Annotated in this window: 13 protein-coding genes and 1 CRISPR repeat array; of the genes, 5 read left to right on the forward strand and 8 right to left on the reverse strand. The window is 46.9% G+C overall.

Going from position 1 to position 16,605, the window contains the following annotated elements; genetic code table 11:
• Positions 1-183: 183 nt before the first annotated feature.
• Positions 184-1,284, forward strand: coding sequence for a M24 family metallopeptidase (locus QZW47_RS25405; protein ID WP_293133444.1), 1,101 nt, complete (start codon positions 184-186; stop codon positions 1,282-1,284).
• 279 nt (positions 1,285-1,563) lie between these two features.
• Here QZW47_RS25405 and QZW47_RS25410 read toward each other — a convergent pair whose 3' ends face one another.
• Positions 1,564-1,962 (reverse strand): clan AA aspartic protease, encoded by a 399-nt coding sequence (locus tag QZW47_RS25410; protein ID WP_293133447.1) that lies wholly within the window; start codon positions 1,960-1,962, stop codon positions 1,564-1,566.
• Positions 1,963-2,471: 509 nt separating this feature from the next.
• The gene (gene pdhA / locus QZW47_RS25415) at positions 2,472-3,506 is read right to left on the reverse strand and encodes a pyruvate dehydrogenase (acetyl-transferring) E1 component subunit alpha (protein WP_293133450.1); all 1,035 of its coding nucleotides are present in this window, start codon (positions 3,504-3,506) and stop codon (positions 2,472-2,474) included.
• 261 nt (positions 3,507-3,767) lie between these two features.
• Here pdhA and QZW47_RS25420 point away from each other — a divergent pair, with 261 nt between their 5' ends.
• The 3 genes from QZW47_RS25420 (at position 3,768) to QZW47_RS25430 (ending at position 8,630) form a co-directional block, all read left to right on the forward strand.
• A complete protein-coding gene (locus QZW47_RS25420) occupies positions 3,768-6,083 on the forward strand; it encodes an IMS domain-containing protein (protein WP_293133453.1) in 2,316 nt (771 codons plus the stop codon).
• Between the two features lie 307 nt (positions 6,084-6,390).
• Positions 6,391-7,593: a glycosyltransferase family 4 protein gene (locus tag QZW47_RS25425; protein ID WP_293133456.1), complete on the forward strand. Its 1,203-nt coding sequence runs from the start codon at positions 6,391-6,393 to the stop codon at positions 7,591-7,593.
• Positions 7,594-8,033: 440 nt separating this feature from the next.
• Positions 8,034-8,630: a hypothetical protein gene (locus tag QZW47_RS25430; protein ID WP_293133459.1), complete on the forward strand. Its 597-nt coding sequence runs from the start codon at positions 8,034-8,036 to the stop codon at positions 8,628-8,630.
• 24 nt (positions 8,631-8,654) lie between these two features.
• A CRISPR array of direct repeats spans positions 8,655-9,773; the repeat unit is 37 nt; unit sequence GTTTCAATCCCTAATAGGGGTTTAGTTCGATTGCGGC.
• Positions 9,774-10,028: 255 nt separating this feature from the next.
• Here the strand turns inward: QZW47_RS25430 and cas2 are convergent.
• The 6 genes from cas2 to cas5d all read right to left on the reverse strand — a co-directional run bounded on the left by cas2 (position 10,029) and on the right by cas5d (position 16,000).
• A complete protein-coding gene (gene cas2 / locus QZW47_RS25435) occupies positions 10,029-10,301 on the reverse strand; it encodes a CRISPR-associated endonuclease Cas2 (RefSeq protein WP_293133462.1) in 273 nt (90 codons plus the stop codon).
• A 90-nt stretch (positions 10,302-10,391) separates the two neighbouring features.
• Positions 10,392-11,396, reverse strand: a complete 1,005-nt coding sequence (gene cas1d / locus QZW47_RS25440; RefSeq protein ID WP_293133465.1) for a type I-D CRISPR-associated endonuclease Cas1d — start codon at positions 11,394-11,396, stop codon at positions 10,392-10,394.
• Between the two features lie 22 nt (positions 11,397-11,418).
• Positions 11,419-12,015: a CRISPR-associated protein Cas4 gene (gene cas4 / locus QZW47_RS25445; protein WP_293133468.1), complete on the reverse strand. Its 597-nt coding sequence runs from the start codon at positions 12,013-12,015 to the stop codon at positions 11,419-11,421.
• A 108-nt stretch (positions 12,016-12,123) separates the two neighbouring features.
• Entirely contained in the window at positions 12,124-12,951 is an 828-nt protein-coding gene (cas6, locus tag QZW47_RS25450; protein WP_293133471.1) for a CRISPR-associated endoribonuclease Cas6, read from the reverse strand.
• Between the two features lie 3 nt (positions 12,952-12,954).
• Positions 12,955-15,231, reverse strand: coding sequence for a type I-D CRISPR-associated helicase Cas3' (gene cas3, locus QZW47_RS25455; protein ID WP_293133474.1), 2,277 nt, complete (start codon positions 15,229-15,231; stop codon positions 12,955-12,957).
• Complete coding sequence (gene cas5d / locus QZW47_RS25460) at positions 15,224-16,000, reverse strand: type I-D CRISPR-associated protein Cas5/Csc1 (protein WP_293133477.1); 777 nt, start codon at positions 15,998-16,000, stop codon at positions 15,224-15,226. The genes cas3 and cas5d overlap by 8 nt, the downstream gene beginning before the upstream one ends.
• Positions 16,001-16,021: 21 nt before the next feature.
• Between cas5d and QZW47_RS25465 the strand changes: the two genes are divergently transcribed.
• Entirely contained in the window at positions 16,022-16,597 is a 576-nt protein-coding gene (locus tag QZW47_RS25465) for a Uma2 family endonuclease (protein WP_293133480.1), read from the forward strand.
• The last annotated feature ends 8 nt before the right edge of the window (positions 16,598-16,605 follow it).

The raw sequence follows: 16,605 nt of genomic DNA on the forward strand, positions 1-16,605 counted from the left end.
ACTACGAACCTTTTTTAGAAGGACTGAAGTCCTCACTACGAACCTTTTTTAGAAGGACTGAAGTCCTCACTACGAACCTTTTTTAGAAGGACTGAAGTCCTCACTACGAACCTTTTTTAGAAGGACTGAAGTCCTCACTACGAACCTTTTTTAGAAGGACTGAAGTCCTCACTACGAACCTATATGGTAAACTCATTAAATCCAGAAGTCGATCGCAAACTCGAATTCATTCGCACAGCCTTAACTGAAACCGGAGCGATCGCCCTGCGGTTGCGCGGCACTGATTGGTTTGCTTGGGCCACCGCCGGTGCTTCCCATACTGTCTTGCTTACGGCAGAAACCGGAGTTGCAGAAGTCTTAGTCACCGCCGATACTGCTTGGGTACTCACCGATGAAATCGAAGCCCAGCGCTTGCAAGATGAAGAACTTCCCGCCAACTTTCAAATGCACATCTATCCTTGGGCGGATGTTCCACAGCGCGAAGCTTTTGTCAAACAAATTACTGGTGGCGGTAACGTGATGAGCGATCGACCAATTCATCGTAACGAAACTGCGATCGTCGCATCTTTACAGTCTCGCAAACAGACAATGATGTCAAGCGAATTAGAGCGCTACCGGCGAGTCGGGCGTTTAGCCAGCGAAGCGATGACAGAGGTACTTTCAGCAGCCAAACCGGAATGGACAGAATATCAATTAGCGGGTGCAGGTGCAGAGGCTTTGTGGGCGAGAGGTTTGCATCCAGCCCTGACGTTAGTTGCTGGAGAAAGGCGTTTACCCCTGTACCGCCACGCCACCGCCACCGCCGAACAAATCGGGAAGCAAGCTATGTTAGTATTCTGCGCGAGGGGAAACGGTTTGTATGCAAATTTAACTCGATTTATCTGTTTCGGTTCCCTGGAAAAACAGCATTCAGAGTTGCACCGACAAGTTAGAGAAATTGAAGCCGCCGCCTTGGATTTGTGCCGCCCGAGAGTATCGCTGAATGCAATTTATTATACCCTTAAACAAGCTTACGAACAGCACGGCTATCCTCAAGCAATTCGGGAACACCATCAAGGCGGAACTACTGGATATTTGGCGCGGGAAGTTGTGGCGAATCCGGCTACTTCAGATATCTTGACTGAAAATATGGCTGTGGCTTGGAATCCGAGTTTGTCTGGGGCAAAAATTGAGGATACGTTTGTAATTGGTAGCGATGGAACTTTGGAAAATTTGACTTTCGATCCGGGTTGGCCGAGTGTAGAAGTCGCGGGCAGGTTGCGGCCTGTACCGAAAATAGTTTAGAGTTTTGGAATTGCTTAAAATTTTTCACAACAGCGATAATACATATCGCATAGCGGCGGGTTCACCACTATCTCTAATTCACATCCAAAATATCTGTAAACCCTTAAAATTCTTGTGGGGTGGGCATCCTGCCCGCCCCCAATATCCCGGTTAAATGTGAAACAGCTTAGTTATACCATTTAGAAAAAAGCTTGCTACAAGAGAATTGTTGGGTTTGTTTCGTCCGCCCAATGTGTAAGGTGCGTCGCTATGAGATTTGGCGTGAAATGCGAGGAATTGTTACACGGCGACGCACCCTACAACTAAAGTTTCTAACACAGTTTGACCGATTAGCACGATATCGCCTAAAACCATTGCAGCCTCAATCGTCTCGCGCCCTTCCATTTCAACAATCACAGGCCCAGTCAATCCTACTGTTTCTTGTCGGCCATCAGCATACTTTGCTATTTCCTGACTCCGAATTCTTAAACCTAGGTGTTCGCAAACTTCCACAGGTATAGCAGTTCTGAATGCGCCAGTATTTATCAGTGCTTCTACTTCGCAAACAGGCCAAAGATTCGGATCGAGCAATCCTCGACGCACTAAGGCTTCATCAATGGCATTCGTTAGTTTGACATTGACTCGAACTGCGCCCATTTTTGGGCTGATTTGACTTAGATTGCGATCGATATTTATCATACCGCCTCTCTTTGCGTACAGAAAGTATACCTTCAATTATAGCTTTAATATTAATTATCAAAATTTTTGCTACAAAACAATTGTTGGGCGGAGTGAAACGGTTGTTTATTTAACGATTTGGTTAGGTGCGTCGCTGTGAAATTGTTGGTCTTTGTCTAGGGATTATCGATGTATCCGCACCCTACAAATACTCAATACGATTAAGTTAAGACTGCCCAAGAGATCAAACCCTGTGAAGAATAAATACTGCGATTGCTTCGTTCCTCGCAATGACAATCCTAACTGTTAGAGTATTCAATTATACATCGATGTATCCGCACCCTACAAATACTCAATACGATTAAGTTAAGACTGCCCAAGAGATCAAACGCTGTGAAGAATAAATACTGCGATTGCTTCGTTCCTCGCAATGACAATCTTAGCTGTTAGAGTATTCTATTATACTTTGAAATGCTTGCAGCTACAGGTTTGAGCCTGTAGCTGCAACGGCAAATTCTCGCTAAAAATTATTAATCTTCAGCATAGATATAGCGATACAATTCGCTCGGATCTGGCTCGGGGCTTTTCTCTGCAAAATCTACCGCATCATCAATTACTGCTTCGATCTTTTTCTCGATCGCCTTTAACTCTTCAGCAGTAGCCAAAGTGCGATCGATCAAATCAGCAGCTAACTTCTTAATTGGATCGCGGGGGAACCAATATTCTTTCTCTTCCTTAGAGCGCAACTCATCAGGATCTGCCAAGGAATGGCCGCGAAAGCGATAAGTCAAAGCCTCGATCACAGTCGGCCCTTCGCCAGCCCGCGCCCGCGCTACAGCTTCCTTCGCCACTTCCCGCACCGCCAAAACATCCATCCCGTCAACTTCGACGCCAGCCATGCCAAAAGCATGAGCTTTCTTGAAAATTAAGGGGTCAGATGTAGCTCGCTCGTGGGCCATGCCGATCGCCCATTTGTTGTTTTCTACAACATAAAGAATCGGCAATTTCCACAAAGCTGCCATGTTCAAACACTCGAAAAACTGCCCGTTATTCGCAGCACCATCGCCAAAAAAACAAGCAGTTACGCCATCAGAGCTCTCATCTCCCAAAGCTTCCCGCCGGTATTTCGATTGAAAAGCCGCCCCCGTAGCTACAGGAATTCCCTCAGCCACAAAAGCATAGCCTCCCAACAACCGATGTTCTGCCGAAAACATATGCATCGAACCGCCGCGGCCCTTCGAGCAACCGGTTTCCTTTCCGAACAACTCCGCCATCACTTCCCGCGCCGGTACGCCCGCGCTCAAAGCGTGAACGTGATCGCGGTAGGTGCTGCTGACGTAATCGGTGTCATCCCGGCGCATCGATCGAATGACGCCAGTCGAGACCGCTTCCTGGCCGTTGTACAAGTGCACAAAACCAAACATTTTGCCCCGGTAATACATCTCAGCGCACTTGTCCTCAAAGTAACGCCCCAAAACCATATCCTCGTAGAGCATCAAGCCCTCATCCCGAGAAATAGTTACGCTCTGCGCGTCAAAAACTGGTAAGCTCCGTTCCTCAGCCATAAAAAATTAATACCCGATCGGCTTCCTAAACATCTAAATGTAAACCGACAGAGGGTACAAGCGCAGCATAAAATGGTCGAAGATTTTCCAGCGCCGCGGTTCACAAGTTGTTAAAATCAAGGAAGCAGGGGGCAAAAGCCCTGGACTTGCAGCACCGACTCCTGCCAAAACCCGATTAAGTTGTCACTAATGCTTTTGTTACAAACCAACCTTAGCTAAGATAGGCTAATTCAGTTGCTAGCGCTTTTGGGGAAGTGGACAGTGCTCATTCCACTAGATTACTACCGGATTTTGGGTCTACCGATTCAAGCTACTGCCGAACAGTTGCAGCAGGCTCATCGCGATCGCACTTTACAGCTTCCACGCCGGGAGTATTCCGAAGTTGCGATCGTCGCCCGCAAACAATTGATCGATGAAGCCTGCGCCGTTCTGTCAGACTCAGACGGGCGCAAAGCTTATGATGCCAGTTTTTTAGCCAAAACTTACGATCGAGAGTCGGAAGCAGCAATTGCAGCCAAGCAGAGGTCGAAAACCTCAGCTTGGCCGGCCACAGTTTTGCAAGACGACCCGGAGGAAACCGTTCCGGCCGAGTCCAATGCCTTAGACGCTGCTCCTGACCCCCACACTCCAAGTATTGAAATCGATGACAACCAATTCGTAGGAGCCCTGCTCGTACTGCAAGAACTGGGGGAATACGAACTCGTACAGAAGCTGGGTCGCCCGTATCTCAACAATGGCAGCATCGCGATCGACGAAGGCCGCTTCGGCGACCCCCAGCTCGTGCGGCCAGACATAGTTTTAACCGTAGCCTTGGCCTGCCTAGAACTCGGCCGCGAACAGTGGCAGCAAGGTCAATACCAAAATGCGGCAAAATCACTAGACGCAGGTCAAGAACTACTGCTGCGCGAAAGCTTATTTCCAAGCGTGAGGGGTGAAATGCAAACCGATATATACAAACTCCGTCCGTACAACATTTTAGAATTACTATCGCTCCCTGAAGAAAAAGTCTCCGAGCGCCGTCAGGGACTGCAAATCCTGCGAGAAATGCTCGAAGAACGGGGCGGTATCGATGGCTCGGGGGACGATCGATCGGGTTTAGGCATAGAAGACTTCCTCCGCTTCGTCCAGCAACTGCGCAAACACCTAACCAGCAGCGAGCAGCAGACCCTATTTGAAGCCGAAGCCGGCCGCCCCTCCGCAGTCGCCACTTACCTCTCGGTCTACACCCTGTTAGCCCAAGGATTTGCCACCAGACAGCCTTCGATGATCCGTCGCGCCAAGCTGATGTTGATGCAGCTCGGCCGCCGCCAAGACGTTCACCTAGAAAAAGCCGTGTGTTCCCTGCTGCTGGGCCAAACAGAAGAAGCCAGCAGATCCCTCGAACTCAGTTCGGAAAAAGAACCCCTCGCTTTTATTCGCGAACATTCCCAAGATTCTCCCGATTTGTTGCCGGGACTCTGCTTGTACGCCGAACACTGGCTGCAAGAAGAAGTGTTTCCTCACTTCCGCGACTTGGCAAACCAGTCAGTTTCTTTGAAAGATTATTTTGCCGCTCCGAAAGTCCAAGCTTACCTAGAAGCTTTGCCGTCGGACGCAGAAACCGCCAACGAATGGGTCGTCGTGCAACCCCGATCGGGCAAACCCCAAGCACGACTGCAACCACCGGGCGATCGCCCACCCACACCTCCACAGCCACCCGCAGCCAAACAGGCCGCCAGTACCGTCACCTTGACCCCCGTACCGGCAGATAGCACCAGCGCGTCTTCCGGCGCGAAATACCAGGCAACGGCGGCAGGAACAGGGGCTGCTTCCACCGTCTCTCTCCCGGCTGCGGCGGCAGTACCCCCAGCCTCGACCGCGAAACACCGCAGGCGACCCCATACGACGGGGCGCAGCGGAGCGATCGGTCAGGGGCTAACAGGCTCTTTTGCCGATCGGGCGCGCACCGTAGGAACCCAAATTTCCGCCTTCGTCAAGTCCCTACCACCAAACAAGCTGGCTTTGCTTGTCGTCGCAGGTGTCCTGAGCCTGTTAATTTTCTGGTGGATACTCAGTCTGTTCGCCAGTGCCATGCAAGCCCTCTCAGGCCCATCCCTGCAAGGAGAACAAGCTCGCGTCAGCCTGGATGCACCGCCCGTAGAAATCCCCGCACCAGCAGCGGCCCCAGAACCCAGCGCCCCCGCCCCAGTGTCGGGAGCAATCACTGACCAAGCAGCAGGACAAATAGTGCAAAGCTGGCTGTCGGCGAAAGCAGCGGCTTTGGGGCCTAACCACGCTGTCGAAGAATTACAGCAAGTTCTCACAGAACCGGCTTTGTCTCGCTGGCAATTGATGGCAGAGGCTCAACAAAAAAACAACGCCCACCAGCGTTACGTCCACAAGCTAGAAGTTAAAGGAGTTAAAACGAATCCAACTAATCCCGATCGCGCCGAAGTAGAAGCCCAAGTCAGCGAAAAAGCCGAAACTTTCGATCGCGATCAGCTAGTTACTTCCCGCAACGAAAACCTCCGCATCCGCTACGACTTAATCCGCCAAGACGGACAATGGCGGATTATGGATTGGCAAGTGATGAAGTAAGGATTTGGTAATTGGTAATTGGTAATTGGTAATTGGTGTCAACTTAACGTCTTATGTAGCATCGGTTTACTGTTGAGCGAGATTTTTCAAGGGTTTTACTCTTAATTTGACACCAATTGGTAAGTAGGCAAGGACAACAAAACATAGTATCTTGTGGGGGCGAGTTTAGCTAAAAATCTCGCTCTGCAAGTCAGCAGACGAGTGCCAAACCAGCCCGAACAATAGAATATTTATTTGTAACTGCCTACTTAATTGCTAATTGCTAAGGATTATTTAAAATTTTAATAACTAAAGTCGGAGTTATAAGTTGCAGATTATTGTTGAAGGGTGGCGTTTTATCGCTCATTCCTATTGCGTAGCGAATCAATTTCAACTCCTAGAAATGATGAAGCGCCCGCGAGGAAAAATAGAACTTTTCCACCGGGATATGCCCTACATAGATGCCGCTTGGGAAACGAAAATTAGTTTGTTCGATCGCCCAAATGAAGCATTACTCCGCAGCATTCCGAGTCCTGCGCTAAATCAGTCAGCCGACGTGACGCTGCGAATGCACTGCCCGTGGGACTTTGCAGCATCCAGCAGCGCCGAAACCTGGGTGTTTGCAGCCACAGAATGGGGGATTATTACCCGTAGTGTATTAGATGCGATCGGCGTGAGGTCGATCGTCCAAACCCCGGTTAATTCTGAAGTAAAAATTATTACACCTTCGGCGTGGTCAAAAGCGGGCTTAATCCGCAGCGGTATTGAGGGCGATCGCATCGCCGTAGTACCTTTGGGAGTCGATCCTCAGATTTATTATCCCGCTGCGGGCGATCGGCGTCAATCGCTCAGGGAAAGCTTCGGCTGGTCAAACTATTTTATATTTTTAAACATCGGCGGACAAACCAATCGCAAAGGCATTCGCCCTTTATTAAAAGCCTTCGCTGCGGTAGTTGACAAATATCCCCATGCGAGATTAGTTTTAAAAGGTTCAGAACTGCTTTATCCCTCCAGAGATGAGATTGCCGAAGCCTGCCGAGTTGTGCTGGGCGATGCTGAAAGAGCGAGGGTTTTACCGAGATTAATTTATACTGGTAGTCAGTTATCTTTTGCTCAAATAGCTGAGTTTTACCAAGCAGCGGATGTTTATGTTTCTCCGTATTTGGCGGAAGGTTTTAACCTGCCGGTGTTAGAGGCTGCGGCTTCCGGTTTGCCGATAATCTGCACTGCGGGCGGGCCTACGGATGATTTTACGCGATCGGACTTTGCACGGAGGATCGAGAGTAAATTTACGGCTGTGGCGATCGAGGGCGAAACCTTATTTATCTTAGCTCCTGAGTGGGAGCATTTGACTGATTTGATGCAAAGTGCGATCGAGCATCCTGAAATAGCTGCAAATGCTAGGGTTGCGGGCCCGGGTTTTGTGGCTGATCACTTTTCTTGGAGGCGTGGAGTCGATCGATTGCTTGAGGTGATTGGAAAGGATAAAAAGAGTGAGGAGAAATCTATTTTTGAGCCAATAATTTTGTAGTTTGGGCCTTGACAGAAGTTTAATTTGATTGCCGCTTGCTGCTGAGAATCACCCATCGAGTAATACCAAGCGTGAAAAATTAAAGCAACAATATTTGTAGGGTGTGGATTCATCGATAGTATCCGAAAAAAACGAAAAATTTAGCGAGCGACGCACCAGCCACAATATTTGACTAAACTTTCCTCAACTAAGAGTATTGTAGCAAGGATTTTTAAAATTGGTATAACCAAACTTGAACGCCAGACTAAATATCTGCCACTCACTGCGATCGTAGCTTTATTTTTGGGCGGCGAGTAAGGCAAAATTCCCTAAGCCAGATTTAGCAACATTAGCTGTGGCTTGTGGCGGCGCGGGGATGATAATGGCGATCGCTTCGCTACGCACGTCAATCAAACGAATGTCACTATTATAATGTAATACGCAGAATCAGGAAAATTTAGATGTATTACAGTGATTTTACTTTAGAAAAAGTGCAAAAAGCTTTTGATTTGACTATTTCAGAAGACGTAGACCTTTTTGCCAACGTTCCTGAGTTAGAGCCTAGTGCATTACTCACAGAATTTTTACAAGACAATGCACAATTGGCTTTAAAAATCAATACTGAGAAAGCGCGATCGGAAATGATTATTGCACCGATTTTGCTAGATTTGAGAAAACAGGTAAGCTCAAAAATCAGCTTGTTTTCGGGAGTGGATTTTAACGTAGACATTGAACGAGGGTTAAACGGAACCTGCGACTATATCATCAGTAAATCTCCCGAACAATTATTTCTCAAATCTCCTGTGATTGTTCTAGTGGAGGCAAAAAAAGAAAATATTGGTGCCGGAATAGGTCAATGCGCCTCCGAAATGTTAGCCGCTCAACTTTTTAACGATCGGGAGGGAAATCAAATTCCAGTTATTTTAGGAGTAGTTACTTCTGGGAATATTTGGAGGTTCTTAGAATTATCTGAAAAACACCTCAGAGTTGATGCGACAGAGTATTACCTGAAAGATATCAATAAAGTTTTAGGTATTTTTGCAAACCAAATGCAATAGCAAAATATTGAACAAGTGATTCATGTTTCAATCCCTAATAGGGGTTTAGTTCGATTGCGGCGCTTCTCAAACCGAGTGATTCGGCGGTAAATTGTCCTAGTTTCAATCCCTAATAGGGGTTTAGTTCGATTGCGGCGTGACGGAAAAGTAACTTGTTCGATCAGTGATAAAGTTTCAATCCCTAATAGGGGTTTAGTTCGATTGCGGCTCGCGAACAAGCCGCGATCGAACTTGAGCGAAAGCGGGAAGTTTCAATCCCTAATAGGGGTTTAGTTCGATTGCGGCGGAATGGGAGCGGCAGTCGGCATTGGGCGTGGAGTTTCAATCCCTAATAGGGGTTTAGTTCGATTGCGGCGTAGATGATTCGTCGGAATCAACTGAATCAATCGGTTTCAATCCCTAATAGGGGTTTAGTTCGATTGCGGCAAATCAAATTCAATCGTCTGGTCGAATAAGTCCGTTTCAATCCCTAATAGGGGTTTAGTTCGATTGCGGCATGATAAATTAATCATTTTGGGTGTTGACATTGCTAGTTTCAATCCCTAATAGGGGTTTAGTTCGATTGCGGCGTGGTGTCCAGATTCCCTTAGCGTCAATTTTCCAGTTTCAATCCCTAATAGGGGTTTAGTTCGATTGCGGCTTTGTGCCGGGCCTCTAAGTCCTCCCAATCCTTAAGTTTCAATCCCTAATAGGGGTTTAGTTCGATTGCGGCCTCGGTGCTCGGTTTGTTAGCAAAAAAGTAGGGAAGTTTCAATCCCTAATAGGGGTTTAGTTCGATTGCGGCCCGGTTTGAGAAAGTCAGCACTAGCTCGGTTTCAAGTTTCAATCCCTAATAGGGGTTTAGTTCGATTGCGGCGCTCCGGCGAATTTACGGCCGCCGAATACAAGCACCCTGTTTCAATCCCTAATAGGGGTTTAGTTCGATTGCGGCGCGGCGGCAGCAACAGCAGCAATGGCTATAGCGTTTCAATCCCTAATAGGGGTTTAGTTCGATTGCGGCCCGAGTTTTATTTCAATCGATCGCACGTAGAATGTTTCAATCCCTAATAGGGGTTTAGTTCGATTGCGGCGCAGAAGGCCAGCTTCTGCAAATGATTGAATCAATTGTTTCAATCCCTAATAGGGGTTTAGTTCGATTGCGGCCGCCGGTGTCTGGGAGGCTAGAAATATAAGGTTTTCAAGGTTCAGTTGCGTCTGAATGAAATCAATATACCGTTTCACCGATCGCCCTGTCAAGGGGGCAAAATTCAAAAAAGCCTCAAACCCACTCCTAGTAAAGCTTGCAGCATTTGCGTCTGACACCTTAGAGGTACAAACCACTTCAAACCCAGTCCTAGTAAAGCTCTCAGCCATTAAAATCTACCCCCCTCCGTTCAACACCTATAGCCAGACGCAAAATCACACCATAAAGATCGTAGTATCCAGCGGTGCCCTGCCGCCAATCCGCTCGATCTTGCCCTGACAGCAAGCGCACAAAAAATGAAACAGGACACTATCCTCATCAGACTTAATCACCCGGCCCAGACGTTGACGCATCCGGGCATACTGAGTATCCGTCACATCGCAATGAAACACCGAATACTGCTTCCATTCCCCATAAGACTTGAGAATCTTGTGAATCTTAGTGCGACGATTGTCCTCTGATATATCGTAGCAAACCAGAACAAACATAACTTTATTGTACTCCCTATTTCAAAAACAAAGGTGGATACTTTTCAATTTCATGAGAAATACCTTGATGGTGCGACAAAAGCAAAGAAGCTATTTCAAAAACAAAGGTGGATACTTGTCAACTTCACCCATCAAATACTTAGCCATCAGCCGCCCTTGAATTTCAAATGCTTCTTGATAGGTACACAGCTTTCCCATAACTGGATGCTTGAACTTTGACTGTTTCTTCTGCTCGTAAAGCCGCAAAAAATTGTGCAGCCCTTCCTTTGTTAAAGAAACCGCACCACTCAACGGTTCTACTGTAAAATCGCTGGGTGAAATTTTCTGCAAATTGATCGCCGCCAACACCACAGCATCAACTACCAAAGGTCGAAATTCTTCCATCAAGTCCAGTGCTAAAGAAGGACGCCCGTAGCGCTCAAAATGCAAATATCCCAAATACGGATCGAACCCAATAATATTCACTGCACTTTGAACATCGTGCCGCAGCAGAGAATATCCCAAACTCAACAGAGAGTTTACCGGGTCAGTAGGCGGGCGGCGACGGCGAACTTCAAAGCTAAATTCCGGCACCCGAATCAGCCGATTGAAACAGCCAAAATAAGTCGCACTACCCGCTCCTTCTAATCCTCGCAGCGAATTAATATTTGAAGTTTTATCAACCGATCCGATTACTTCTTTCAATTGTGCGATCGGCTTTTCAAAATCTTGTTGAGTATATTTGCGCTGGCACTCTAACAAAGTATTGCGATAATTTTTTAGCTTCCCGCGTACAAACCCCCTGACTAAATGTACCGCTTGTTCCGATTCACCTGCGGCTTTCCACTGAGCTTTCCGCACAAAAATATTCTTAGTCATTTCCGGTTCCAACCTCCCTAAATAGCGTCCGTTTGCCGTCAGAAAACTTAAAGGAATGTGATGTTCCAACAATTCCACAACAACAGCAGGAGAAACCGTAGCACGTCCCAATACAACAACACCGTCAATTCTAATTAATGGCACGTCCAAGAGAGTTTTCTTATCAGCTTTAACGGTAAGACGTTCATCTATTTTGCCGATAAAAGCATCTGCTTGCGTGACGTAAACTGTTCCCATGGTGAATTCTCCTATTGGCAGATTAACTTGCTTCTTGATAGCGATTGACTTTGCTAGCAGCTTGGGGCAGGCATTGGGAAGAAAGACTGCATCCCGAACACCGAGCGGTGTAAACTGGTAACGGTATATTTCCCGATCGCAAAAGAGCAGCGACTTTTTCAATAGTCGCCACTGCCTCTTCCCTCAACACCTCAGAAATCTCCACTTTTTGCCGCTGGTGCGACTGCGCGTAATACACATATCCAGTCGCAATACTTTTCCCCGTCATCTCTTCCAAACACAAGGCTTGCGCGCACACTTGCAACTCATCATTATCCCATTCCCCCTTGCGCCCCCGCTTGTACTCAACCGGATACAACTCACCATTCTCCGATTCAATCAAGTCGGATTTACCAATCAGCTTGTAGCGTTCCGACTTCAGCCAAATCGCGCGTACCTGCCAAGTTTCATCGCGATTCATCTCGCCCATAGTGTGAACGCGATCGTGCAAAGTCGTCCCTTCTATGGTATACTGGTTATCCGCAAATTCTCCCGCGCAAAACATCCGCCAGCAGCGGTGAGGACAGTAAGAGTATTGGTTCAAGGATGCGATCGAAATGTAATCATCACTATCATTCATAATTGCAATGGTTTTTGCTAACAACTCTTATTCCCCAGTCGGCGGAGGCCGACTTCGTTTGTGTAGAAGCGATTTCAATCGCCGAGTGAATGCGCCTGCATCTGGGAATTATTTAATAAAAATCCGCCGCGTCATACCCATACCCATCGGCGTTTTTCTTCCCACTCCGCAGTACAAAGCATAATCAGCTAAAGCATTAATTTGTTTAATCGCTGACGGCTTCACATCTCCTAAAATCCGATAACTAACCTCCCCAACAATCCCGACAAAATTGCTATGATAATTGGTCAAAGCTTCAGTCTTAATATTGATAAAGCTCGAAAAAACTGAATCTAGTACCAGCGGTAAAAATTCAATCCCGCTGTACTTGTTCCAGCGACTGAGGAGACTGTTGAAAACGCATTCTCTTGTCGGCAAAACAGAATCAAATTTACCCTGACGAAACGCAGTCGGAGTCGCCAGACTGAACGCAATCAATCGATTAGTTTCCGATGCTTGTTCGTACAATTGAGAGTAATCGCAAGCATTAGCCCAAGGGCGATCGAGTTGTGGCGTTCCTAGAATCTTAGTAATCAACAAATCAGTGGGGCCCAAATGCCACGGCTTCGACGGATTGAGATTCAGCCACAGGTGAGTTAATTTGCCGAACAAAGAGTCATCCAGGAGACTAATTCGCCACCAACATGGAGTATGTTCGGGAATAGGTTCTGTGTGTTCCCATTGCAGGTAATGGTGTTTTTTGAAAGGGCATTTTTTAGTTTGTAAAGGGCTGAGGGTGAAGGCTTTATCTGCTGCGGCTTCGTGGAGGTAGTCGCCGAGTTCTTTGTCAACGGAACTCGCGAGGGTGAGGAAGAGGGCGTGCAGGTGTCTTCCCGTTAGGTATCCGGGGGATATTGGGGAGAGGGGGAGGAGGTTGAGGACTAGGCTGTGTGGCATGATTTAGATTACCCAGAATTCTTGATTGTCAGGACATTTTAAGGCAATGCCGGCGGAGGCGATCGCCAAAATGCCCGATAAACTTGGAAAAAATTTATATTCTTTTTCGGCACCAAAGATATCTGTTACCGTAATTGAATAGCATTCGACTCCTTGTTTTCTTAGTTTGAGAATTGCCCAGCTATTTTTGCGGTGTTCTTTGACTATTACACCAGGCATTAAGGGTGGTGAAAGTTGGGAAATTAGGGCTGTGGGACGCACGCAGTTGTCGATCGTCCGTTCGATCGTACAATTTTTGAAGGCATAGAGTTTGCAGAGATAATTATTAGCAAATTCTTCTAAGTCTGGAACTTGCAAGGCGAATTTCAGTCCGTAGGTTTCGGTGGCGCGATCGGTAAGCACAATTCCACGTTCATCGGAGTCAAATTCAAAATATCTCAGCAGGTGAATCGGATCGAGATTGGTTTCGCCTACTTCATCGAGTAAGAAGTTGTGCGGATCGTAAATTTTGATATTTTCAAACAAGCTTTCTCGGAATTTAAACAGCGGCGCATAGCTAGTTTTGAGAATCGTTGCATATTCTTTGAATTCTTCGGCGACTTTTTGGTGTTTGCAAATTTTTTCCTCAATTGATTCGATCGCACTTCTCCCCGAACGAATTTCTTCCCAATCTTCGGGATAGTTGGCTTGCATAAAACTGATAACGCAGTTTTGACCGCCTTTAATGTATTTCCACTCTTTTTGAATTTGTTTGATAGTAGACTTGGCTACATTTTCGGCACCTTGCAATACCTTCATCCGCTGGCGGTAAGAACTCCAATCTCGTTTACCTCCCAACACGATTTGCAGCGTTTGATAAAGCTGGCTGACTAAACTTGCTTCGGGCAATTTTTCCAGCAATATTTCTAGTTCGAGTAAGGGTTTGGCAATTTCTAGAAATGCTTCGGATCGCCAGTAAATTTCTAGAAACGGACGTTTCATGCAGTCTAAACTTGCTAGCATTTCTGTTAGGGAATTGCGGCCGCCGTTACAGTCAAGTTGTGCGATTCCTTCTTCCCACGCCCGATCGGGTAAATAGGCGATCGCCCCTGAAGCAATATCGGTTTGCGTTTTCCCCAAAACCCGCCCCACACGCCCGATCCGCTGCCAAAATGCAAAGCGATCGCGCGTTGAAAAAATCAACCAGTCGAGATTCTGTCTGGGTGGCGGATTGTCCCGTTCAAAGTTGAAGCCGACATCCACGGTACTTGTAGCCAGAATCACTTGTTTTTGGGCAGCCTGCGGGCGTTCTTCCTTGGGTGTATCGCCCGTAATCCGCCCGCAGAAATCGGCAAATCCGCGATCGCGCAGTCGATCGCTAATTCTTCCTAATGTATCCTTCCCATCGAGAATCACCGCCCCGTTTTCGTCAGGAAATTCGCGCAGCCGCCGCACAACTTCTGCGACGATTTCTGTAATCAGTTGGTCTTTTTCCGGCTGCTTGCGAATTTCGAGATTGACTTGAGTTTGAGAAGGAAGCAAGTTTTTGATTTGATTTTTGCTGTCAGTTCGATAAATTCTGACACCATTTTTTCCTAGGACATTCAATGCTTCTTCGCAAGCAGGTTCTGGTGTTGCTGTCAACAGTACAATTTTGCGGTTGTGCTGAAAATAACCGAATTCTTTGGATAAAGCGAGATAGAAAAATAAGCTGACTAATTGCTTGGCATTATAAAGGTGAAATTCATCGAAAATAACCGTCGAGAAACTGCTGTAAAATTCGCTAGCAATGTTGTCGCGATCGAGCTTATTGTAAGCAAAGAACGTGGCATAATAGAAAATATCCGGGTTGGTCACTAACAACAGAGGTCTACCACCACCGCATTCGGGAAAAATTGTTGCAGGTTCTCGCAAAACATTATAGATTTTTTCGCCAGAACGTTTCCCAACGCGATCGTCCGGCCACAAATTGACTTCTTTAGCAGAAGCTGCTTTGACGAGATGCGGTAAATTTGCTTTACGAACAAACTCTTGGGCCGTTTTTGTTTGTTGGTCAATCAAGGCATTTGTCGGCGCAATATAGATCGCGTTTCGTTGAGGGTTGTGCAGTAAAACATTCAATCCTGCTTGCGTTTTTCCCGTTCCCGTCGGCGCGGTATCGATAACGATATCGTTATCTTCTGACGCTGCATAAATATCGACTTGATGCTGCAAAGCTTGTTCCATAAATTCCAGTTGTGATGGCAATTGGCGACAAGCAGAAATGCAGGCAGGTTCGAGTTGAATTTTCAGATTATCCATTGTGATTTTGACCGCAAAATTCAAGGTTAGCTGGGAGAATGAAATCACCTACTTGCAGCGCTTCACCGCGAAAGGAAAGATTCTTTAATAACGATGTGGGTGGCATCGAAATTAAGTCGAAAGCAAGGAGTTCGATGTTTGCAGGCATATCGGCCGCGCTGAGATAGGTATTGCAGCGATAATCGCCCCTCGGAAGTTGCACGACATCGAATTTTTTAAGGATGTCAACGCGGACTTTGCTGGTGAATTTGCCGACGCGGATGTATTCGGGTAATTCGCGATCGCCAAATACCAATGTTTGAAACCGATTTCCTCGTTCAATCATCCGCAACCGCCCAGTTTGGGGGAAGTTGCTGGGGCGGTAGGTACTGGGTTTTTTGCCCGATCGACTTAGCGGCACATCTTCCCGCGCTGTTGCCACGCGATTGTTTGTCATCGCATACCAATAGGAGTCAGAAAGGGCGTTAAACCGCTCAAATCGCAAGGATACAGTGCCGTTAGCAGGCCACGCGGGGAGGATGTAACTTTGACCGGAAAGCGGCGTTAAATCCTCAATATATCGGGGTCTGCTGGTGTCTTGTCCGGTGAGTCGATAGGGCGATCGCGCCCAACCCAAAGCGTAGGCTAAGGCATAATTGCCGATCGCACTTTCGGTATAATAAGTATCAGAAAGTTCTCGCGAGGCAAAGAACACTGGTTCGGCGCACCACAGTTCGATTAAGCGTGCCGTGGAATGTGTCAATATGAAGTCGGACGGGTTTTGAATCATAAATTAAAAGGGATGAAGAATATGGTTGCAAGTCAAAATTCAAACTATCTTTCTCCAGAAGAGTATCTCCAGCTAGAAGCAAAAAGTGAGAGCAAGCATGAATATAGGCAAGGTGATGTTTATGCAATGGCAGGGGCAAGTAATGTTCATGTACTCATTGCGATAAATCTTGGTTCGTTGTTAAGAAATCATTTGCGTGGTAGCGGATGTTTGCCCTATCTTTCTGATACCAAAGTTCGGATTGAGTCGATTAACATCTATTACTATCCAGATATTGCCGTTACTTGCGATCGCCGGGACAGGGAATTTAGCAATTTCTTGCGTCATCCCTGTTTGATTGTGGAAGTTTTATCTCCGACAACGGAAGCTTTCGATCGCGGAGACAAATTCGCCGATTACCGACAGTTAGAATCCCTCCAAGAGTACGTCCTCATCAGCCAAAATCGAATCCAAGTCGATGTCTTTCGCCGCAACGATCGCGGACAATGGGTTCTTTATCCCTATCGCGCAGGAGATACAATTCATTTGACTAGCGTGGATTTTTCCTGTGCGATCGAGGACTTGTATGAAGATGTAGACTTTTCTCCTGTTTCATAATTCTGGGA

The sequence above is a fragment of the Microcoleus sp. bin38.metabat.b11b12b14.051 genome (assembly GCF_013299165.1).
GTDB lineage: Bacteria > Cyanobacteriota > Cyanobacteriia > Cyanobacteriales > Microcoleaceae > Microcoleus.

Bases quoted from the DNA above. Each gene is read 5' to 3' on its own strand.
- QZW47_RS25405 (WP_293133444.1), top strand. From the start codon at position 184: ATGGTAAACTCATTAAATCCAGAAGTCGATCGCAAACTCGAATTCATT.
- QZW47_RS25410 (WP_293133447.1), bottom strand. From the start codon at position 1,962: ATGATAAATATCGATCGCAATCTAAGTCAAATCAGCCCAAAAATGGGC.
- pdhA (WP_293133450.1), bottom strand. From the start codon at position 3,506: ATGGCTGAGGAACGGAGCTTACCAGTTTTTGACGCGCAGAGCGTAACT.
- QZW47_RS25430 (WP_293133459.1), top strand. From the start codon at position 8,034: ATGTATTACAGTGATTTTACTTTAGAAAAAGTGCAAAAAGCTTTTGAT.
- cas2 (WP_293133462.1), bottom strand. From the start codon at position 10,301: ATGTTTGTTCTGGTTTGCTACGATATATCAGAGGACAATCGTCGCACT.
- cas1d (WP_293133465.1), bottom strand. From the start codon at position 11,396: ATGGGAACAGTTTACGTCACGCAAGCAGATGCTTTTATCGGCAAAATA.
- cas4 (WP_293133468.1), bottom strand. From the start codon at position 12,015: ATGAATGATAGTGATGATTACATTTCGATCGCATCCTTGAACCAATAC.
- cas6 (WP_293133471.1), bottom strand. From the start codon at position 12,951: ATGCCACACAGCCTAGTCCTCAACCTCCTCCCCCTCTCCCCAATATCC.
- cas3 (WP_293133474.1), bottom strand. From the start codon at position 15,231: ATGGATAATCTGAAAATTCAACTCGAACCTGCCTGCATTTCTGCTTGT.
- cas5d (WP_293133477.1), bottom strand. From the start codon at position 16,000: ATGATTCAAAACCCGTCCGACTTCATATTGACACATTCCACGGCACGC.
- QZW47_RS25465 (WP_293133480.1), top strand. From the start codon at position 16,022: ATGGTTGCAAGTCAAAATTCAAACTATCTTTCTCCAGAAGAGTATCTC.